The organism is Marinomonas aquimarina (assembly GCF_900089755.1).
Taxonomy (GTDB): Bacteria; Pseudomonadota; Gammaproteobacteria; order Pseudomonadales; family Marinomonadaceae; genus Marinomonas; species Marinomonas aquimarina.
This window is the reverse complement of the sequence record NZ_FLOC01000019.1, coordinates 24,682-43,980: the sequence shown is the minus strand read 5'-3', so window position 1 is coordinate 43,980 and position 19,299 is coordinate 24,682. Positions and strand designations below refer to the sequence as shown.

Annotated in this window: 18 protein-coding genes; 5 read left to right on the top strand and 13 right to left on the bottom strand. The window is 49.7% G+C overall.

Features of this window, described 5'->3' with window-relative positions; translation table 11 throughout:
- Positions 1-232: 232 nt before the first annotated feature.
- Positions 233-895 (bottom strand): DUF1826 domain-containing protein, encoded by a 663-nt coding sequence (locus MAQ5080_RS14725; protein WP_231870845.1) that lies wholly within the window; start codon positions 893-895, stop codon positions 233-235.
- Positions 892-2,115, bottom strand: a complete 1,224-nt coding sequence (zigA, locus tag MAQ5080_RS14720; RefSeq protein ID WP_067211562.1) for a zinc metallochaperone GTPase ZigA — start codon at positions 2,113-2,115, stop codon at positions 892-894. The genes MAQ5080_RS14725 and zigA overlap by 4 nt, the downstream gene beginning before the upstream one ends.
- Before the next feature lie 148 nt (positions 2,116-2,263).
- On the opposite strand from zigA, the gene MAQ5080_RS14715 reads away from it, so the two are divergent.
- A complete protein-coding gene (locus MAQ5080_RS14715; protein ID WP_067211565.1) occupies positions 2,264-3,586 on the top strand; it encodes a DUF2252 family protein in 1,323 nt (440 codons plus the stop codon).
- A 1-nt stretch (position 3,587) separates the two neighbouring features.
- On the opposite strand, the gene MAQ5080_RS14710 is transcribed toward MAQ5080_RS14715, so the two are convergent.
- A complete protein-coding gene (locus tag MAQ5080_RS14710) occupies positions 3,588-6,473 on the bottom strand; it encodes an HD domain-containing phosphohydrolase (protein ID WP_067211567.1) in 2,886 nt (961 codons plus the stop codon).
- A gap of 288 nt (positions 6,474-6,761) precedes the next feature.
- A complete protein-coding gene (locus MAQ5080_RS14705) occupies positions 6,762-7,478 on the bottom strand; it encodes a hypothetical protein (protein WP_067211693.1) in 717 nt (238 codons plus the stop codon).
- A gap of 165 nt (positions 7,479-7,643) precedes the next feature.
- Here MAQ5080_RS14705 and MAQ5080_RS14700 point away from each other — a divergent pair, with 165 nt between their 5' ends.
- The 3 genes from MAQ5080_RS14700 to MAQ5080_RS14690 all read left to right on the top strand — a co-directional run bounded on the left by MAQ5080_RS14700 (position 7,644) and on the right by MAQ5080_RS14690 (position 9,752).
- Positions 7,644-8,471: an AraC family transcriptional regulator gene (locus MAQ5080_RS14700; protein WP_067211569.1), complete on the top strand. Its 828-nt coding sequence runs from the start codon at positions 7,644-7,646 to the stop codon at positions 8,469-8,471.
- Positions 8,472-8,527: 56 nt separating this feature from the next.
- Complete coding sequence (locus tag MAQ5080_RS14695; RefSeq protein WP_067211572.1) at positions 8,528-9,166, top strand: LysE family translocator; 639 nt, start codon at positions 8,528-8,530, stop codon at positions 9,164-9,166.
- A 133-nt stretch (positions 9,167-9,299) separates the two neighbouring features.
- The gene (locus tag MAQ5080_RS14690; RefSeq protein WP_067211575.1) at positions 9,300-9,752 is read left to right on the top strand and encodes a PA2169 family four-helix-bundle protein; all 453 of its coding nucleotides are present in this window, start codon (positions 9,300-9,302) and stop codon (positions 9,750-9,752) included.
- Positions 9,753-9,806: 54 nt separating this feature from the next.
- Here the strand turns inward: MAQ5080_RS14690 and MAQ5080_RS14685 are convergent, their stop codons facing one another.
- Positions 9,807-10,727 (bottom strand): N-acetylmuramoyl-L-alanine amidase-like domain-containing protein, encoded by a 921-nt coding sequence (locus MAQ5080_RS14685; protein ID WP_067211579.1) that lies wholly within the window; start codon positions 10,725-10,727, stop codon positions 9,807-9,809.
- Between the two features lie 215 nt (positions 10,728-10,942).
- Positions 10,943-11,152, bottom strand: a complete 210-nt coding sequence (locus MAQ5080_RS14680) for a cold-shock protein (RefSeq protein ID WP_067211582.1) — start codon at positions 11,150-11,152, stop codon at positions 10,943-10,945.
- 340 nt (positions 11,153-11,492) lie between these two features.
- On the opposite strand from MAQ5080_RS14680, the gene MAQ5080_RS14675 reads away from it, so the two are divergent.
- On the top strand, positions 11,493-12,314 hold the full coding sequence (locus MAQ5080_RS14675) for an NAD(P)H-binding protein (protein ID WP_067211586.1): 822 nt from the start codon (positions 11,493-11,495) through the stop codon (positions 12,312-12,314).
- Positions 12,315-12,317: 3 nt separating this feature from the next.
- On the opposite strand, the gene MAQ5080_RS14670 is transcribed toward MAQ5080_RS14675, so the two are convergent.
- From MAQ5080_RS14670 to MAQ5080_RS14640, 7 genes are all read right to left on the bottom strand, one after another.
- On the bottom strand, positions 12,318-13,271 hold the full coding sequence (locus MAQ5080_RS14670) for an AraC family transcriptional regulator (RefSeq protein ID WP_067211589.1): 954 nt from the start codon (positions 13,269-13,271) through the stop codon (positions 12,318-12,320).
- 40 nt (positions 13,272-13,311) lie between these two features.
- The gene (locus tag MAQ5080_RS14665; RefSeq protein ID WP_082861124.1) at positions 13,312-13,719 is read right to left on the bottom strand and encodes a DUF1294 domain-containing protein; all 408 of its coding nucleotides are present in this window, start codon (positions 13,717-13,719) and stop codon (positions 13,312-13,314) included.
- A gap of 64 nt (positions 13,720-13,783) precedes the next feature.
- Complete coding sequence (locus MAQ5080_RS14660; protein ID WP_067211593.1) at positions 13,784-15,037, bottom strand: MgtC/SapB family protein; 1,254 nt, start codon at positions 15,035-15,037, stop codon at positions 13,784-13,786.
- A 94-nt stretch (positions 15,038-15,131) separates the two neighbouring features.
- Positions 15,132-15,911: an IclR family transcriptional regulator gene (locus tag MAQ5080_RS14655; protein WP_067211596.1), complete on the bottom strand. Its 780-nt coding sequence runs from the start codon at positions 15,909-15,911 to the stop codon at positions 15,132-15,134.
- Between the two features lie 16 nt (positions 15,912-15,927).
- Entirely contained in the window at positions 15,928-16,833 is a 906-nt protein-coding gene (locus tag MAQ5080_RS14650) for an MBL fold metallo-hydrolase (RefSeq protein WP_231870846.1), read from the bottom strand.
- Positions 16,834-17,179: 346 nt separating this feature from the next.
- On the bottom strand, positions 17,180-17,968 hold the full coding sequence (locus MAQ5080_RS14645; RefSeq protein WP_067211599.1) for a formyl transferase: 789 nt from the start codon (positions 17,966-17,968) through the stop codon (positions 17,180-17,182).
- Positions 17,965-19,296, bottom strand: coding sequence for a DUF4910 domain-containing protein (locus MAQ5080_RS14640; protein ID WP_067211602.1), 1,332 nt, complete (start codon positions 19,294-19,296; stop codon positions 17,965-17,967). Before MAQ5080_RS14640 ends, MAQ5080_RS14645 begins: the two co-directional genes overlap by 4 nt.
- Positions 19,297-19,299 lie beyond the last annotated feature (3 nt).

Here is a 19,299-nt window from a genome sequence, read left to right as displayed (position 1 = left end):
TCGTCTGGAGAAAATGTAGTTGCTACAGAAGGGTATGTTGTGGGAGATCAGCATCAAGCTTCGAACCGCCCAGACGGCACATCCGTCACCTACAGGGATGTAGGTGTTAGGGCGAAGCATGGATGCCAGAGCCGAGTGCCGATTGGGCTACGCAGGCATCCTGCCTGCTGTTCTCAGTCTTGATATCTGATCTATTATCAAGGCTCTCAGTTATAGGGTATGTGACTTATAACTACGCCATATCTAGCGTCAGTAGCAGACGGTATTGGCCATTTTCTACGCCTGGCGAACGATGCACTATGCCGCAGCCTTCGTTGCCTTCCCAACGTTCACCTTTTAATAGGGCAACGTCGCCAACGCTGATCTGCTGGATATCGGCATCCGCTTTGATCAGGCCAGACGAGCTGTCTGGTTGACCGTTGCTGCCGCGTCCCAATTTTTGACGATTAAGGTGCTGTTCTTCCAACCACTGCGTTGCGGGACCTTGGTAAGTGGTGATCAAACGACAAGGCACCTGGTCCACATGAAAACGTGGACACATGGCACGATCGACCTGTGTCAGGCGCAGGCCTGTCGTATCTAAATCGAACAAACAGCAGTAAGCATCAACCAGTAGGGCGATATCACGAATCAGTGCCTCACGGCCCTCTGTAGCGGGCAAGCCGAGCTCAAGTGACTGGGTGACATTCTCAGGGGTGACGATCTGGTTCAAAGAGAAGTTTTGACCCGCTTGCAAGAGCGCCGCGACGGCCTGTTCGGTGTCGCTTTCTAGATCTCGTTGCCACACCATCAGGTTAACGTCGTCTTGGTAGATACCAGCAAGACCGGATAACTCTTCAGAAAAGTCCGCAATCGGTGCCTGTAGAGCACCGAAGGTTTCTTCAACTACGCTCACGCCGCTGCTCCTGGTTTCCATTCTGGGAAAGGATCTTCCAGTTCTTGCCACGCCGCTTTGCCTTGCAGAAGCTCTTCTTCCGTGAGCAATGCTGCTTCCAACGCTTGGGTCATGGCTTCCTTATCAAGGTTCTGGCCGATAAAGACGAGCTCTTGGCGCATATCGCCAAATGGCTCTACCCAACTGTCGTTGATGATGGCGAGTGACTCTTCATCTTGCGGCCAGTATTGGCGTGGCACTGCATGCCAGAACATACCAGCAAAACCGTATTGCGCGATGCCGCCCGCTTGGCTCCATTGGCCGGCAAACTCTGGGCGTGATGCCAACCAGAAGTAGCCTTTTGAACGGATCAGTTTGCCGTATTGCTCAGTGCTGTGTAGGAAAGTATGGAAGCGCTTAGGGTGGAACGGTTTACGCGCAACAAAACTAAAACTGCCGATGCCGTACTCTTCGGTTTCTGGCGTGTGCTCGCCGCGCATTTCTGCTAACCAACCTGGCGCTTGTTGAGCTTTTTCAAAGTTGAATAAGCCAGTGCCAAGCAGCTTTTCATTCGGCACTTGGCCGCGTTCCATTGGGATGATTTCCGCTAGGCTGTTGAGGCTACGCAAGATGGCTTTAAGTTCATTCAGTTCCGCTTCGCTGACCAAATCAATTTTGCTGATCAGTAGCAGGTCGGCAAACTCCACTTGGTCGACCAATAAGTCTGCGACGTTACGCTCATCGTCTTCGCCCAGTGATTGGCCTGCTTCTTTGATGCTCTTAGCCGTGTTGTAGTCTTTCAAGAAGTTCACCGCATCCACGACGGTGACCATGGTATCCAAGGTCGCGATGTCGGATAGGCTGACACCTTCTTCGTCGGCAAAGGTAAAGGTTTCCGCTACAGGTAATGGCTCAGAAATCCCCGTTGATTCAATGACGAGATAGTCAAACTTGTCTGCCTCAGCAAGTTTGCGTACCTCGATCAGTAAGTCTTCGCGCAGGGTGCAACAGATACAGCCGTTGCTCATTTCAACCAACTTTTCTTCGCCGCGGTTTAGCGATACTTCTTGTGAAACGAAGGCGGCGTCGATGTTGATTTCACTCATATCGTTAACGATCACGGCGATGCGTAGACCGTCGCGGTTATTCAATAAGTGACTAAGTAGGGTGGTTTTGCCTGCGCCCAGAAAACCCGAAAGGACGGTGACGGGAAGGCGCTTGGAAGTGGACAGTGTGCTCATGATTCTCTCCTGAGTGTTGCTTAAAATGTTATAACATAACAAGTGTTTTTGTTAAAGCCTGTTGCTTTCTTGTGTGATCCCTTAGACCTCACCGACGAATGGTTTTATTATTGATCTCTTGGTTGGGATTAACGAAATGAGGTGGCCAATGTCCGAACGCGAACAAGAGCTGATGGAAGTGATTTCCCGTGTCGATGGTGTAACGCCTGGCTCGGGCTTAAAGAAGCATTGCAAAATGGCGAGCAGCCCGTTTGTGATGTTGCGCGGCGCCTCATCGGTGTTTTATCAAGATCTTGCCAACCTCACTTTCCGTTTACCTGAGGGGATTGAATCTTGGCCGTTAACCATGGTGATGGGGGACTGCCATGTCTCAAACTTTGGCTTCTTTAGCGAAGAAGGCTCCCATGGGGATAATGTGATCTTTGCCCCGAATGACTTCGATGACGCCTGCATCGGTCATGCCGGCTGGGATTTATTGCGTTACGGCGTCAGTCTGCTGTTGTGTGCCGATCATTGCCAAGGGGCGATTGAGGGCCGTTATCAGCTAGGGGAGCCTATTGAGAAGAGTAAAGTCATCTGCAACAGCGATTCTGAACAAGCGCTAACCGCGTTTTGGCAAAGCTATCGTGCAACCTGTCAGCAGCTGGTTGAACAAGAGATCGACTACCAGCGAGTTTTACAGCAGTTTGATGACGGACATGTGCTGTATAAATTAGAGCAAAAAGCGCTGAAGCGTCAGGCCGGCGGCGAAGATTTCATGAGCAAAAGTTCGCTCGCCAAGGCTGTGGATTTGGCGATACGACCGCTGGCTTTTTTAGACTTACCAGAAAAGTTTAAGGCAGTAGATGGGGCGACCTATCGAACGATAGAGAAAAATTTTGCGCCTTATGTGGACGATCAGATTCTCGATATTGTCGAGCGTATTGGTGCCGGTACAGGTTCGGTCAATATGAAACGCTATTATTTGCTGGTGGGGCCTGAACAGGTTAGCCAAGACGAGCTTCATCTATGCCATATTGTCGAAGTGAAAAAACAACGCGCGGCAGCCCCCCTGTTTGAGTACCAAGATCTGAGTCGCATTAATCTGTTGTCGCCCGCCCATTTAACCGTGAACTGCCAACGTCGCATGCAGCGCAATCCTGACTTGGTGTTGGACGACGTACTGTGGCGTAAAAGCCATTGGCTAGTGCGTTCTCGCCACCATGCCCGAGTGGGCATTGACCCCGAAGACATTGCCTGTGGCAAGCGGGCGCTAAAAGGTGGCTTTCAGGCGTACGCTACCGCCTGCGGTGAGGCGTTAGCGTTAGCGCATGCGCGCTTTGATCGTCGCTCAAAACGTTTTGAAGCAGCTGTAATTAAAACCCCTGAGGAGACCTGGCAGGCCCTTGAAACCTTGCAAAAAGAATACGCCGAGCAGGTGATGCAAGATTGGCAGTGGTTAGCGTCTGTGGAAACGCCACTGACTACTTGAGTCAAACTGACTCAATGTTGAACCCCGCCAATTGCCATAACTGCTCTTTATCCACCGTATCGATTTGTTCCGGTTTAAGGAAGGCATTGGCGTAGGCGAGGTAGACTTCTGACTCTACAAATAGCTTAAATAAATCACCATCTAAATGATCATTTTTGACCATATTGGCGAGTATGGAGAGGGATTTCGAAAGGCTATGGCCAGCTTTATAAGGGCGGTCTGAAGCGGTTAGCGCTTCGAACACATCGGCAATCGCGAGGATTCGATCTTGCACGCTGAGTTGCGCTAAATCGAGTTTTCGGGGGTAGCCGCTACCGTTGAGTTGTTCATGATGATTCCCCGCGATGCTGGGCACATTTTTATATTCATCTGGAAAAGGCAGCGCCGACAGCATCTTAATGGTTTGCACCATATGATCCTTGATCACAAAGCGTTCCTCATCCGTCAGTGTGCCCCGCTGTATGCTGAGGTTGTAGAGCTCCCCTTTATTAACTGCTTGCTCAGGCAGCTCCATATCAAAGCCCCAAATGTTATCTGGGTTGTCAGCTTCCACAGCAGGGCGCCGCTCTCCCCAGGGTTCAATATGCTCGGCTTTGTCTGTCAGCAGAGTTTCTTGTACGGGCAAGGTTTCCTGTGTTTCAGGTAGCAGTTGCTGCTCGTCTTGCGATAAGCCCAAGCGATCGCTGAAATGACGCGTCCAAGTTTGTTGGGCGATGCGTTGTAACTGTTCTTGGTCCTCTTCGGCCATAAATTCAGCCCCGATATTGCATTGGGCGACAAAGGCAAAGTCGGACGTTAGCTGCTGTTGACACTGCTGCTTTTGTTGCGAAAGCTTGGCTTCGTCTTCTCCTGCCAATACGCCTTGCAAATACTCAATGTCTGTATCACGCCATAGTACTTCAAAGCGAGTGCGCACCTCATGAATGCGGTTATAGATGGTTTCAAGCTTGGTGGCCTTATCGACCACATGCACTGGGCTGGTGATCTTGCCGCAGTCGTGCAACCAAGCTGCAATGTGAAATTCACGGCGTTGATGATCATTCAGGTTGAATTTGGCTAGCTCACCTTTGTCTGTCTGAACAGCCGCTTCGGCGAGCATTTCAGCCAGCTCCGGCACCCGCTCACAGTGGGCGCTGGTATAGGGGGATTTTGCGTCAATGGCATCGGCGAGTAGGCGAATAATCGCATCGAGCAATTCTTGTTGCGCTTCCAGTTGCCGGCGCGTTGAAATCGCGGTGGCCGCCGCACCAGAGATCTCATCCATAAAGTGTTGGAAAGATTGGATGTTCACGTGAGAGCCTTCGGGGAGCTGCAGTAATAGAACCCCCAGAATCGAGTGATCGCGATCGACTAGCGGGGTTAAAAATAACTGTTGTTGTGTGCCGTCAAGGTGCTCCATTAATGTCGCGCGTAACTCTGACCACTCCGCGCTATGACAGGGAATAGTTTCTGGGCAGTCTATATATGTTTGTGTGGCGCGCTGCATTTCCTGTTTGGACTCATTGAATAAATAAACAGCACCTGCTTTAGAGGAGGTAATGGCAATCAGGTGATTGGACACCTGTTCTAGCATGCGCTCTAAGTCAGGGTCATGCGCCAAGGTGTGGGAAATAGACTGAAAGTTATGGATGGTGAGCGCCATATGATCGGTTAATGATGACAGCACATTAATTTCTTTCACTGGCGAATTCACATCAATCTTGCGGTTGAAATCAAATGAGGACAGCTTGCTAACCTCCTCAGATAGGAGATGCAGAGGGTGTGAGATCGAGCGGCCGACCAGCCAGCCGAACAGCATCAAAATCAGAATCACGGCACTGGATAGCAGCAGTTGGTTACGCAGGTTTTGATTGACGTCTTGCAGTAAGAAGGATTGTGGCACCGCGTAAAGTAATTGCCAGTTTTGGATGTTCGAACCGTCTAAGGGAGAGCGTATGCCATACCACTGTTCATCATCCGAGTAATACTTAGTGAGAGCTTGTGCGTTGTCAGGCTGGGCTTGCAACTGTGCTAAAGCATTATTTTCTAGTTGTCCGACGGTTTTTAAAGTAGGGCGGTCGGAATCAGTATAGGTGGCTAAGGTAACATCGGTTTTGTTGTAACCCAGTAAGCGCCCATCTTGATCCACAATGGCCATCTGTACCGGGCTTGATGGCGTTAGCTGATGCATATACTGCGATAAATCATGAATGGAGGCATCGACCCCGACGGTAGCCCCAACGTCTGCATTATTGATAGCAAAGGAACTACCCACTTCATCGGTGGTATAGAATAAATAGGGTTCTGTTAAGATTGAGTGAGTTTGTGTCTGGGCTCGCTGAAACCAAGGCCGCTCTCTCGGATCATAGTGATAGCCGTTTGGCTGGGTGATTTGTTGCAAGGGGCTGAGCGTTTCATCGAGAAATGTCCAGCGGGCCTTTTCGATCTCACCTGACTTATTGCGGTCGATAGCTTGTACCAGAAACTGGGCGCCTTCTGGAGCCTCTAGCCGTTCGCGAGCAACAGGGCTTTCAAGAGAACGTAATAAAAAGAAGTCGCCGTCATCGTAGCCGACATAGATGGCGCTCAGGATCCTATTCATCTTGATCATGCTTGCCAGAAAAGGCAGACGTTCAGCGCGCTCATCCATACTGTGCAGGCTTGTTATAGTGTCAAACTGCAGCAATCTCACGCTTTGTTCAGCCGTAGAGGTCACTCTTTCAATTTGTTTTTCAAGTGCCAGTGTCGTTTGCTGCGCGTTAATCTCTACTTGCTGATTAAGGGCCGAACGACCATAGAGGTAGGAAAAGATAGTGAGGCTAGCTGCTAATAACATCATGCTAATGATGATGCTGCCGCTGAATAAAACTCTGACCGAAATGCCCGATTTTTGACGGTATCTATTCATCCATGCTGACCTTCAAAACAAGAGAGATTCAATGGGGGGAATTACATCATTCAGTATCAGCAAGGATTGATAAATTATCAAGAAAGCTGAGCCGCACCGATCAGTTGCCTACACGGATCTAAAAGATTGGATGTATCGAGGTGAGATGTATCACGGTGCTGAATCGGCGAGTATGTGTCTAAGTTTGAAATGACACCTGGTACTGCCATGTTAAATGGACAGCAGATACCTTTAGATCGCTCAAGTTATAAAGCTCCTTTGAAAGTCCGTTCAAAGGAGCTTTATTGATTACTTCTCTTGCATCTGCTCCATCATTTCCGGAGTAATTTCCCCTGATAGGGCCATTTGCACGGTGTTTACTAAGCCAAGGAATCCTTCCGCGCCTTGGTACAAATCGGCACCGGAGAAGATGTAGTTTTGGCCTTCTTCGTTGGTCATGATCAATTGCGGTACGCCGCCAGAGCCGGGCAAACGGCTTAATAGTTGGCTGGCTTGTTGCACCATTTGATCGGCCTGCTGCTGCAGTGGACTGCCGTCTTGCAGTAATTCCGCTAGGGCTTGTGAATCGACTTCAATACCTTGCTCAGCGGCAACCTGTTTGGCAATGTTTGCCACTTCGGATGTATCCGATGTATCAATACCCTCTACGTAACGGCGAATCTGTGCAGTATGCAGGAGTTCACCAGCAAGGCCTAACTGTTGCGTTTCAAGGAATAGGGTCGCAAGCGTTAAGGCGCGTGATGAAAACACGCCATCCGGCTTCTGCAATACGTTTTCAAAGTAGGCGTCAGAAAATTCTTGTCCTGACAGAGATTGGATGCGCTCATCGTTGGTTTTGGCGAAGTCCGCGATGTCACTGGTTGGGCGAGGGTTGTAGAACAAGCCCACTGGTGCCATGGCAATGTTGCCAAGCTCAGCTTCACGCAGAGCTTTGATCGCAGGCGCTGCGGCGTAACACCAGCCACACAGCGGATCGAATAAGTAGGTAAAGGTCATAGTTGCCATTCCAAATGATCGTAAAGCCACACCATAGAATGAAATGCTGTGTTTGAAAAGCGCTGTGGCGCCAACAGATAAGCTATGTTGATAGTGCGCAATTTTGTCCAATACCTTTGCTATCATCAGTTGTAGTCTTCTTAGTGCAGATCAACACATACTTTGGGGTTGGAGATGTCCGACGAGAATCGTTTTACCTTTATGAACAGCCAAGGGCTTGAGGATGTCATGTTGCTGAAAGCGTCCATGACCGACTTCGCCTACAGCACTCATGCCCATGAAGAGTATTCGATTGGTGTGACGCTCAGCGGCCGTCAGGATTTCTACACCCAAGGTGCATTCCATAAAAGCCATCCTGGGCAAATCATGGTGTTTAATCCGGGGGATGCCCACGATGGTGAATCTGGCGAAGACACGGCGCTGACCTACAGCATGTTGTACATTCATCCGCAACAGTTAGCACCGTATTTAGACGCGCTCAATGTCCACTCGCCGGAGCAGTTCCGCATTCAAGATGCGGTATTTTCTGACCTAGCCGTACAAGACAAAATCCTGCGTCTGGCGCGCTTAATTGAGCTAAAAACGGGCACGTCGAGTGAGTATGAATCGCTATTATTCGAGCTCAGTGAACAGCTAGTACGTTATCAATCGAACCAGCCCTTGTTTGCGGAATCGCGCCGCCAGCAACTGTTAGAACGTACCAAAGACTGCTTACAGGATCACTATCAAGACGAAGTCTCGTTGGACGATTTGTGCCAAGTGGCCTGTATGTCCAAGTACCATTTTTTGCGCTGCTTTAAAGCCTATACCGGTATGACGCCTCATCAATATTGGCTCAACGTGCGCATTCATCGAGGCCAGCAAGCGTTGCGCTCCGGTGTGCCGGTACTCGATGTGGTGAGTGAGTTGGGCTTTAACGATCTCAGTCATTTCAATCGTCGCTTTAAGCCGGTGTTTGGCATGACGCCAAGGCAGTACCAGCAGCTGATTCTCGCCCGCTAATCTATCTCCTTTTCCATTGTTCTCGATCCGACTCACACGCCGTTGGAGGCTTTGCTATGCTCGAAATTTTTCTATTTGCCTTGGCCATGATGTACAGCCCAGGCCCTGTAAATATGCTGTCTTTGTTCGCCGGCGTGTCTGATTACGGTTGGCGGGCGTTGCGCTTCTGCGCTGGTGTTGGCGTGGCTATGTGCTTGCTGTTCATTGTTACGGGGTATCTGGGTAGCTCGTTTATGACCGAAGCGCTGCAAGGTGTTGCAGCACTGGCCGGCGGTTCATACATTGCTTACTTGGCACTAAAAATTATTAAAGCGAGTTTTCAAGTCCAGAAGGCTAACAACACGCCGCAGAACCTTACTTTTGTAGCGGGCTTTCTGATGCAATTAACCAACCCGAAAGCCATGGTGGCGGTGTTGCCCATTGTGACCGTGCAGTTTCCCAATGCCCATGTGGAAGGGGCGATGATTCTGCTTATGTCGATGATGTTGGGCGCCATGGCAGGCGGCGCTCCAGCGAGTTACTTTGTCGCTGGGAATCGACTCAAGCAGGCGGTATTGAATCCGACCATAATGAGTTGGCTACAACGAGTGATGGGTGTGATGTTGTTGTTTTTAGCCGTTGAGTTTTTGATAAGTGGTCTCTCGATGTTGGCGCAGGGCGACAACCTTCTGTCAAAACTCGCAGTAAAAGTGTAATGCCAGTGCAGTCTATTTTGTGACGTTGAAATCTCCGGCTGAGTCGTCAAATCTAACGGTGTGGTTGAGAAAAAGCTCGCCATACAAGCTCGAAGCAAGCGATGTAAACGAACGAATAACCAAGGAGAAAATTATGTTACAGCATACACCAGAGGTTAATCACATCTCAGATATCATCAAAGTGATGAACAGTGGCGTTGAGTTTTACCATGAAGCGAAAGGTAAAGTAGATCGTTCGGAATACACCAGCTTTTTCAATCGCATGATCGATGCCAAAGAGTCTGCTGTACTTGAGTTGCAGAAGTTCGCAGTGGTCGAAAAAGGGGACTTTGAAACAGGCTCCGATCGCATGACGGAAGTGCGCAAGGTGTACACCAAATTGGTTAATAAAATTTCACCCGAAAGCAGTGCCGAGCACTATGTAGACCAGCTTGAAGAAGTCGAAGATAAGGTGCTGGCGGAAATTGACCGGGCACTGGAAAAAGACCAAGCGCCCGAATGCGAAGTGACCTTACGCCGCATTTATACGCGGATGAAAGAGTGTCACGACGAAATGCGTATGTTGCAGGATGGCATCGTGCATTAAGTTATGTTTAAGTCGAAGCCGCCTCAGTAACGGGGCGGCTTTTTTGTGTGCAGACTAAAAAGTAGGTTGCTGCACGTTAAAGCCTTTTAGCGTCGATTTGCTGTCATATTTTTGGAAGTACTCGACAAAGTCTTCATCGATGACCTCTTTCTTGAACTGGCTGGCATGGCGCAAATAGAGTGTGCCAGCTTTACGAATGGCAATGGATTGATGGGTAATATTCAAATTAGTACCGATCCACTTTTTTACATCATAGTCTGGCCGTACCATGCTGATGATACTGCCGCTCGGAATGCGGTCGAGTAAGGCACGATTGATTTTCTCTCCCTGATATACGGCGCTCAGAGGGACATACGGGGTAGAGACTTGTTGCGCTTTAAAGTGCTTACCTTCTTGCTGCAACGCTTGCAGTAAGGCGCTGCGATCGATCCCATCTGGCAGGCCTTGCAGACGATTTTCTGACATGGCTTGATACCATGCTGGCTTGTCGATCAATGTGTTGGCCATCAAGGTCTGCTCTTGCCCTACCGCTTCGCTAATGTCTTCTAGCAGCCACTGATTATTAGGAATCCAATCGGCGCTGGCGAAGTGATTACGACTGACAAATGAGACGTGCCCACCCTGGTAACGGATTCTTCGCATATTGCTGGCAAAGTCATTGGCAGAAGTAGAGAGTGCGCCGGCTAAGACGGTTTCCACATAAGTGGTACAGTCGAACACATCAAAGCGATACAGTGGATCGCGGTCGTATTTGCCCTGCGTCCCTTCGCCAAGATTGCCATCCACATAAGGTGCGCCGTGGAATAGGGCACTTAGGGCGGCTATGCGCTCAGCACTGGATGCGTGGGACGCTTGTAGAGTGTCTATTTTTTCAAAGAAGCTTTCAGTATCGGTTTGTGCCAAAGCCACTGGAAGCGTCGCGCAAGCAGCGAGTAGCGTGAGTGAGCGGGAAAATTGAACAATGGCGGCAAGCATATAAAGCCCTAAGATACTTTAAAAAAACAGAGGCTCTAAGTCTGCATGACGATAGTGCAGTATGCCAGCTGATTTACACGGCCCCCTATTTGGCACAGTCAGTGGTAGTCTCGAAGTGAAAGGTGAGCACCTTATGTAGGACGGGGCACTCGCAAATAAAAAGGGGCGATACCTTGCGGTATCGCCCCTTTTTAATGTGCTGCTTTAATTAAGAATTAAAGAGCAACGATGTTCTCAGCTTGTGGGCCTTTTTGGCCTTGAGTTACAACGAACTCAACTTTTTGGCCTTCAGTCAACGTTTTGAAACCGTTACCTTCGATTGCACGGAAGTGTGCGAATACGTCAGGGCCGTTTTCTTGTTGGATGAAACCGAAACCTTTAGTTTCGTTGAACCATTTTACTGTACCAGTCGTTTTGTTAGACATAATCGATATCCTGTAGATAAAAAATAAAAGTGCCTGTAATTAGGCGGATGTAGCGGAGAAAAAGACAATATTTTAGATCTTACAAGACGAAGGACTACTTTATATAACACTACGTAACGAGGACTTAAACACGCAAACTTTCTAGCTGGTGTTTAATATATAGACAGCAGTTTACCGAGTCAACGTTTATTTGAAGAAAGACGAAAATAATTTCACTGCGCTTAAGAAAAAGGCTTTCTGTACGATCTGCAAAGTTTTCAAGACATTGCATCATTCTGCTTTCGAGCAGCTTTGACCACACTGATAACGGTTAAATCAATTGTGATTAAAGGAGCTTGATATGACATTTACTCATTACGGTGTAATTGGTGCAAACGGTAAAACAGGTAGACGTGTCTGTGAGTTGCTGACTGAACAAGGCAAATCCGTGCGTGCACTTACTCGGGCGAGTATGCCAAATTTTGATTGGCATGCACCCAGTACTTGGGCTGATGCGCTGTCTGAAATCGACGTGTTATACATTACCTATTACCCAGACCTTGCCTTGGCCAAGGCGGCCTCGGATGTGGCGCAGCTGCTTAAGGTTGCCAAACGAGCAGGTGTGCAGCATCTAGTACTCTTGTCCGGACGCGGTGAGCCTGGTGCTCAGCAAGCCGAACAGTTAGTCATGAATAGCGGACTGACTTGGAATATTGTGCGAGCCAGTTGGTTTATGCAGAACTTTAGCGAAAGTTTTATGGTCGATGGCATCGTTTCGCGAACACTGCTGTTGCCTCAGGCGCAAGCCCTTGAGCCGTTCATTGACGCCGATGATATCGCGGAGGTGGTTGCGAAAGTGATGACTACGGCCAGCTTGAACAATCAATTGTTTGAGGTCACTGGGCCTGAGCTGTTGTCCTTCCAGCAATGTGTCGAACACATCAGTGATGCGATCGACGCACCGGTGACTTATGCACCTGTCTCGGTGGCAGATTACCTAGCGGCCGCTGCGCAACAGGGAGTGCCGGATGACTTGATCACCTTACTCCAGCATCTGTTTACGGAAGTGCTCGATGGTCGCAATGCCAGCACCACCCATACGGTGGAACAGCTGCTCGGACGCCCCGCGCTGACATTCAATGAGTACGTTAAAAAAACGGCCTATACCGGGGTATGGCGTTAACCCTTAGCGTCGATTTTGCGAAGGCGGGTAGCCAAACTTGTCTTTGAAGGCGCGGCTGAAGGCTGCCTCGGATTGGTAGCCGACCGACTCTGCCACTTGTGCAATCGTATCGGTACGACTCTGCAGCAGGTTTCTGGCAAGGTTCAAGCGCCATTCAGAGACATATTGCCTGGGCGGCATGCCGACGACTTTTTTAAAGTGATTAATAAAGGCTGTGCGTGACATCGCCGCTGAGTTTGCCAGACATTCGATGCTTAAACTGTGCTCAGGGTGTTGATGGATGAGATTCATGACCTGGGCCAAACGAGGGTCGGCATGGGCGTCAAAAAAACGCTGAGGCTCAGTAACCGCTTGCTCGACCCAGGCGCGAATGCTTTGCAAAATGACAATGTCAGCCAGTCTTGCAACGACGGCACTGGTGGCGTATTGCTCTTGCAATAATTCCGCTCGAATCAGCTCTATTGCTTGACGGACGGTGTTGTAATAAGGGGACTGCGTCGACAGTAGTACAAGGTCGGGCATGGACTCTAGCATGGCCTGACTGATGCGGCTGCGAAAGATCACGGTACCGCACAAGGCGGCAGAATAAGCGCCATCTCCGCTAAGCTTTAAACGTTCATAATGATCGGAAACTGGTTCTAAGGGGAGGCTGAGTAGGTCTTGTGCCGGTGAGCGCTGCGAGTCCAGTAATGCATGACCTTTCCCCTTCGGTAACAGGATGAAATCTCCACCCTCTAGGGCTACCCTCTGATCACCGACTTCGACGATGGCTTGTCCTGCTAGCAATAAATGGAACATGGTGCTGTCGGGTATCGAAGGCAGGCTCACGCCCCACGGCTCGTTTAGTTCGGCGTGGGTGTAAAATACACTGCTCATGGATAAATACTGCAGCTGCGAAACGTCTTGTTCTGCTTGCGCTAAACGTTGCTGCAAGCGCTCAAACTCATGTTGGCCCATCTTAATTCTCAGTCGACAACCGCTATAAACTGTAACTCAGCTAGAAGGGGTTTGCCCAACTTTGATAGAGCATGCCTGCGATCAAGATAATCCCCACCCATGCGCTCAATTGAAACAGTGGCTTTTGCGTTTTGTGGCGATAACGGCGTTGACCATACAAAGCCCCTAGGCCTCCGCCAAGCAGAGCGCCTAAATGCAAAATCCGTTCAGGGATGCGCTCTTTATTGCGCTTAATGGCTTTACGCTTGTCGAGCCAGTACAGCCAAGGTAAGACGATCAGGTTTTGGCTGACCAAGAAGATGCTCAGCAGCCAAAGCGAGATAGGCTCCAGCTCCGTGAAGAGGGCAAACTGGCGATTAAGCCAAATGGCGGCGATTAGGGTGAAACCACTAAAGACAACGCTTAGCAGAAATGAAATACACAGCCATTTGCGGTAAATAGAGGACATGATCATAGCCTTAACTTAAAGTATTTCTGGCGTAACGCAGCACGCTTGTTTGGGGTTGCGTAATTTACACGGCGATGGCTAAAGCTAGCCCTACGGTGCTGGAGATCACAAGCGGTAGAGTGGCGCGTTTAAACATTTCTTGTCCGCCAATAGCCCCGGTCATACCGGCTTTGAGAAGGCCGTTCACTGCCGCAGCGATGACGATGCCCAATACCGCGGTTTCCAGTGCCAAGCCTTCGCGACTCATGCCGGAAAGTGACAGGTTGATCGGGTCCACATCGGCAACACCGGAGGCCGCTGCCAAGATCAATACCCCCGCATCCCCTAAAGTGGCTTGTAGACCGCTGCTAAGTAATAAAATACCCGTTAACAAGGCGCCGAAACCTAATGCCGACCAAAGCGATAAAGGCGATGCCGGTGGCGGCACGTTTTCCGGCACCATTCGTGTGCCGCGATACCAGAGCCAAAGCGCTGGGATATAAGTCACCACAGCCATGGTGAGTGTGGGGATGGCGAGCAGTGATAAAATTTCGGGGTTGATCACACTGGCCACCAAAAGCACACGTGGATACATGGTGCCACAGGCAAACAGGACGCCTGCTGCTAACAACGGTGCGGCCGCGGGCACTTGTTTCGCCATTTTCGAGAATTGTAGTGTCAGTGCCGTAGAGGACGCCAAACCGGCAAACAATGCAGTGCCCATGATGCCCTTGCGCGCGCCAGCGAATTTCATGGCGAAATAGCTGACAAAGGAAATACTGGAAATCAGTACCACCATCCACCAGATCTCATAAGGGTTCAGTGCGTTCCAAGGCCCCATGTCTTCATCTGGGATGACGGATAAAATCACCACGGACATAATCAGCAACTCTAAAGCCGCCCACAGCTCTTTCTTTTCAATCAGCCACAGCCAGCGGTGTAGTTCGCCTTTTAAACTGAGTAATAGGGTGGTGATGACCGACAATGAGGCCGCTTCGACCACATAGCCCACCATCACCATAGCACCGAAGCAAAAGGCCAGCAGTGAAGCAATCAACGAGGTCAGGGAGGAGTGTTCTCGAGTGCTGTTAACCACATAAGAGGCGGTTAAGGCGATCGCTAAACCAATAAAAAAAACGCCCAGCAGGAAGCTGCCCAATTGCTCAGCCAGCATGGCTGAGACCGCGCCAAGTAATGACGTAAGCCCATAGGTGCGTAGGCCCGAGACCCGTGCGCCATCTTTTTGGTCACGATATTTAAAGCCGCGCTCAACGCCAATCAGTAGCCCTAACGACAGCGCAATTCCTAGCAACATAATAGAAGAATCACCAAACTGCATAGCACCATCCTATTGTCTTGTTATCCGCTCAAGAACTTTTTCCCTTTGTTGAAGCGTAACACAGACCTTCAAAAATGGAGCAGGGTTTGATCAGCTATACGGCGCTTAATTGGTTACCGATATCAGTGGCAGTTTGCCGTAACGGCGCAGCATAATCCTTGGCAAAGGCCTCCTCACTGGCAAACAGTTTCGGCCACACCAAATTGATACAGGCGCGGACTCTTCCATCTGTGATCACTGGCACGGCCATGGCGCGTAACTCATCACCGCAGCGGCGTTCACCAAAATAGCTGGGGGCGCGAAAAGCGTAGCCTTGTTGGCGTATTTGCTCGCATAGCCTAGGCCAGGCTTGCGTAAACAGCTGTTGATCACCTCGATGACAGCTGGGTTCTTTCCAAGCTTGCTGCAGATACCGCTCGCTATCTTCTTGTACACTAAAGGCTAGCAACGCGCGGCCAGCGGCAGAACGCAGCATATCGACTTGGGTTTGAATACGGCAATGGGCGATATGCAAACGGGTCAGGGCGCGAGTGCTTTCGACCAATATCAACTGATTGCCGATTGGGATAAAAATATCCGATGGCCAAAGTACTTGGTCGGTAAGGGCTTCGGCGTGATGGCATATGATTTCAATCAGGGGCTGTTCTGCGGGAGGAATATGCACTTCGGATTGTTGTGGTAATAGCACGTTGCTGCGATAGCGCTGATCGAGCAAGTTTTGTCGTACCAGGTTTTGCTCACAAAGGCGCTTTAATAATCGATGGGTGGTACTTTTCGGAATGTCTGTGCGTTGTGAAATTTCTGAGAGCGTTAGCCCTTGAGCATTACCCAGCTCTGCTAAGATTTGGATTCCGCGATCAAGGGCTAGTGTCATATAAAACTCTCGTTAACTATTCAAATACATCCAAGTCATTTGCCAAGACTACCTTACCATCGTAGTGCTCACGAACTTGGTCAGCAGTGGATTCAACTGGCTCAGCATAGAACAGTAAGTGAGTCAGTACCAGCAAACCTGGTTGTGCGGCATTGGCCACTTTTGCCAGTTCTGCGGCTGGGGTGTGGGCCTGCGAATGGTAGTTGTGCCAAACCGGTGAGACTTTTTTCAAGGCTTCGTCATTGATCACTTCGTGGACTAAGATGTCGACCCCTTTGGCCATCTCGATCAATTTTTCACTGTAGCCAGTGTCACCAGAGATGACGACAGTTTTATCTGGCGTGGTGATCTTGTAACCGAAAGCGGGCTCGATATCGCCGTGGGGCACATCAAACGCTTCGATGGTGACATCGCCATCTTGGAATACCCAGCCACCGTGTTCGTATTCGGTCACCTTGGTTTTATAGAGTTCTGGATCTTTGACCGGTTGTAGACCATGCAGACGTAAATCCAAATCCACTTGCAGCATCTCGTAATAGCCTTCGGTCATGGCTTGAATGCCTTTTGGTCCAAATACTGAGATCTGGTTATCACGACGCCACCAAAGTGTGGACGCCAGCTCGGCATAATCCAAAATATGGTCGCTGTGCAAATGGGTGATAAAGAGGTTTTCGATCTTGGTCGGGTGCAATTGTGGCAAGCCATTGGCCGCTGCTTGAATGGTACGGTGCACGGCACCAGGACCGATATCAAACAGGTAGGCTTTATCGTTGTAAACCACTGCCGTGGCTGAGCCAACACGTTCTGGATTAGTGACTGGGGTTCCGGTTCCTAGGGTGACCACTTGGGTTTTCGCCAGCGCAGGTAAGGCTACCGCAGCAAGAGTCAGCAGGGCGCATTGAGAGAGTTGTTTGATCATCATTTGGGTCCACTCTGTTATTTTTATTGGGAAGACATCTGAGCACGGTCATTCGCCGTTCAGTGTTAAAACTGATGGTTTCATCATTGCCAGCAAGCCCGAAAAGGTAAATGAGAAAGTGCCAAGTGTTCCACTCAGTGGAACAGCATAAAGGGGGATTTGTTACTCCAAAAAAGGGTTGTAACAAGGCCGAAAGTGGCTGTTTTTAAAGGAAAATTGAAACCCTTGGGAGGAGTGACTAATGGCGAAAATAGGCGTGTTTTGGTGGGGCGATGATCGTGTGATTGGCACAAGGATCCACATTACACAGTAGACCCTTGCGAGATTGAAGGCTTATGGGAATAGGGCTCTACAAGACACAGACCAAGGTGGGCTCTCGCCCCTTAATGTGGCCATCCAATACGGCGTCGACAACCTTGTCTTGGTACACCTCATAAATCAGGCGAAGGTGTTCTGGGCGCCAATCGGAAGAGCGGAACACCTTGCCATAGTGGGCTTGGGTGATGCCCGCAGGTAGCTTGCTAAAGTCGAGATCGGTGAGTTTTTCGGCTAGCTCTGTGGCGTAGATCTCGACATTTCTCGCGGCTAGTTGGTGCAGCGAATCGCCTCGAACCATGGGCGCGGCGGTTTGGAAAATAATACCGCCACCGTCCAGTTCCGGCGTTGTTTCGTGTAGTGTCATGCCGGTCATTTGCGGCTCTAAAAAGTAACTCGGCCAAAAATGAGTAATGGTGCCACGATAGTCCGGCGACAAGCCGCCATGGGTGTTCCAGAAGGCACTGCTGACGGCCTTCATAAAGGCATCGCTTAACTTATGGCAGCCATAGCTTAACACCAGATCCGGCGAAAATTGCTTGATAAAGTCGATCGTCGCCGCACTGTTTAGATCCGCATGGGAGGTGTGCAGTGTTGGCAACTGTAACGTTTCGTATTGGAACCAGCTGTTTTCAACACTTTCTCGTAATTGAAAATGTTGATTAAACAGTACCTGTAAATCTTCGGCCAAGTGGGCTGGCGCCGTCGGTACGAAGTTTTCTCGCTGCTCTATAACCCAGGCTTTCATGTGCCCAGACTTAGCGAGCTGATAGGCCATAAAACGGTGTCTTGGGTGGTCACCGGAAATAAACACAAAGCTCATGATGTTTTCTCCAAAATACCTTTCAGAAGTAACTGTTGGACTATCGGCATGGCGTTCATCACGCTGCAATCAAGCTTTTCTACGGCCTCGACCAGCGTTCGACTGCCATCAAAAAGCGATAGCAACTGCAGTAATAGGTTGAGTTGAGCACGAGAGTCGAGAGCATTATCGCTGGACAATTTATTGGTCATGGGGCCGTTCATGGTGGGATACAGATCGTGCTTGCCCAGCATGGGTTCACCGCCCGCCACTGTCGATTGGAGAGTCATGTGACTCAGCTCGAAGCAGTCAATAAACAGACTTAATTTGTCGATCGAGTCTTCAATCGCGGCAATGGTGGTGAAGGCTTTATTGTCTAAACTGGTGTGGTATTCAGGGAACTTGCCATACGCGGTACGGGCCGCTTGGATAACAGGTAAATTCACACTGGGTGAGCAGTATTGGCGCTCATCGGAGCCGGAGGTTGGTGTAAACTCGCGTACTTCATAATGCTCGGCATCGGCCTTGGCAAATAAGCGGGCCAACTGATCGATACTAGAGCTGTCGTCTAACCAATCACGACGGCTTAATTTAAAACTGACTTTATCGTGCGGGCCACCTAAGCAAGTCAAAACGATACCGCCCACTATGTGCTCAAGATTTTGTTTCTCGGTGGTCGCGAGATAACTAATCGAGCCAATGGTTTCTGGCACGACCACGAAACGATAAGAGTAGTGACGGCTCGTTTGTTGAGCGAGTTTTTCATACAAGCCTAGCATCGCTAGCGGGCCGGATAGCTCATTGTTGCCCATGCTTGGGTGGCACAAATAAGTGCTGATCAGTACTGTTTTCTGGCTTTCCCCCGGCAGAAAATATTCCCCGTAGCGCAGTGCGCCATCGTACTTTTTCGTTTTGATTTCAACACGATAAGACTCATCTGTCAGCGTCTGCTTCAGCTCTTCAGAAACGCACAGTCCCCAGCGTGGTTTGTAATAAGACGTCACATAGGGAATGGCGTTGGGCAGATTTGGGATAGAGTGCAAATGAGCGAACAGCTCTTGTCGGGATACCACTCCGGAGAATGGCTCTGAGAAATTTAATACATGCAGATTGGAGTCTTCGCTAGAGAAGATCGCATTGCCATTCATATCGTATAACGCAGCGTGTTCCAGCGCCCACTCTTGCGGTACTTGCCAATCAAAGACTTGGCTGCCAGTTGCCACCTCTTTAATTTCTAAAGGCATATATTCCTTTAGAATATGCAGTGATTGGGTAATGCCGGGGCCAGTGATTGAGCGGCAAATGGGAAAGAGTTGATCAAAAATACGATCAAGGTTAAGCGCGGTCATGCT

What these genes read in the sequence shown, in the direction of transcription:
- zigA (WP_067211562.1), bottom strand. Translation starts at nt 2,115, where the DNA reads ATGAGCACACTGTCCACTTCCAAGCGCCTTCCCGTCACCGTCCTTTCG.
- MAQ5080_RS14715 (WP_067211565.1), top strand. Translation starts at nt 2,264, where the DNA reads ATGTCCGAACGCGAACAAGAGCTGATGGAAGTGATTTCCCGTGTCGAT.
- MAQ5080_RS14710 (WP_067211567.1), bottom strand. Translation starts at nt 6,473, where the DNA reads ATGAATAGATACCGTCAAAAATCGGGCATTTCGGTCAGAGTTTTATTC.
- MAQ5080_RS14705 (WP_067211693.1), bottom strand. Translation starts at nt 7,478, where the DNA reads ATGGCAACTATGACCTTTACCTACTTATTCGATCCGCTGTGTGGCTGG.
- MAQ5080_RS14700 (WP_067211569.1), top strand. Translation starts at nt 7,644, where the DNA reads ATGTCCGACGAGAATCGTTTTACCTTTATGAACAGCCAAGGGCTTGAG.
- MAQ5080_RS14695 (WP_067211572.1), top strand. Translation starts at nt 8,528, where the DNA reads ATGCTCGAAATTTTTCTATTTGCCTTGGCCATGATGTACAGCCCAGGC.
- MAQ5080_RS14690 (WP_067211575.1), top strand. Translation starts at nt 9,300, where the DNA reads ATGTTACAGCATACACCAGAGGTTAATCACATCTCAGATATCATCAAA.
- MAQ5080_RS14685 (WP_067211579.1), bottom strand. Translation starts at nt 10,727, where the DNA reads ATGCTTGCCGCCATTGTTCAATTTTCCCGCTCACTCACGCTACTCGCT.
- MAQ5080_RS14680 (WP_067211582.1), bottom strand. Translation starts at nt 11,152, where the DNA reads ATGTCTAACAAAACGACTGGTACAGTAAAATGGTTCAACGAAACTAAA.
- MAQ5080_RS14675 (WP_067211586.1), top strand. Translation starts at nt 11,493, where the DNA reads ATGACATTTACTCATTACGGTGTAATTGGTGCAAACGGTAAAACAGGT.
- MAQ5080_RS14670 (WP_067211589.1), bottom strand. Translation starts at nt 13,271, where the DNA reads ATGGGCCAACATGAGTTTGAGCGCTTGCAGCAACGTTTAGCGCAAGCA.
- MAQ5080_RS14665 (WP_082861124.1), bottom strand. Translation starts at nt 13,719, where the DNA reads ATGTCCTCTATTTACCGCAAATGGCTGTGTATTTCATTTCTGCTAAGC.
- MAQ5080_RS14660 (WP_067211593.1), bottom strand. Translation starts at nt 15,037, where the DNA reads ATGCAGTTTGGTGATTCTTCTATTATGTTGCTAGGAATTGCGCTGTCG.
- MAQ5080_RS14655 (WP_067211596.1), bottom strand. Translation starts at nt 15,911, where the DNA reads ATGACACTAGCCCTTGATCGCGGAATCCAAATCTTAGCAGAGCTGGGT.
- MAQ5080_RS14650 (WP_231870846.1), bottom strand. Translation starts at nt 16,833, where the DNA reads ATGATGATCAAACAACTCTCTCAATGCGCCCTGCTGACTCTTGCTGCG.
- MAQ5080_RS14645 (WP_067211599.1), bottom strand. Translation starts at nt 17,968, where the DNA reads ATGAGCTTTGTGTTTATTTCCGGTGACCACCCAAGACACCGTTTTATG.
- MAQ5080_RS14640 (WP_067211602.1), bottom strand. Translation starts at nt 19,296, where the DNA reads ATGACCGCGCTTAACCTTGATCGTATTTTTGATCAACTCTTTCCCATT.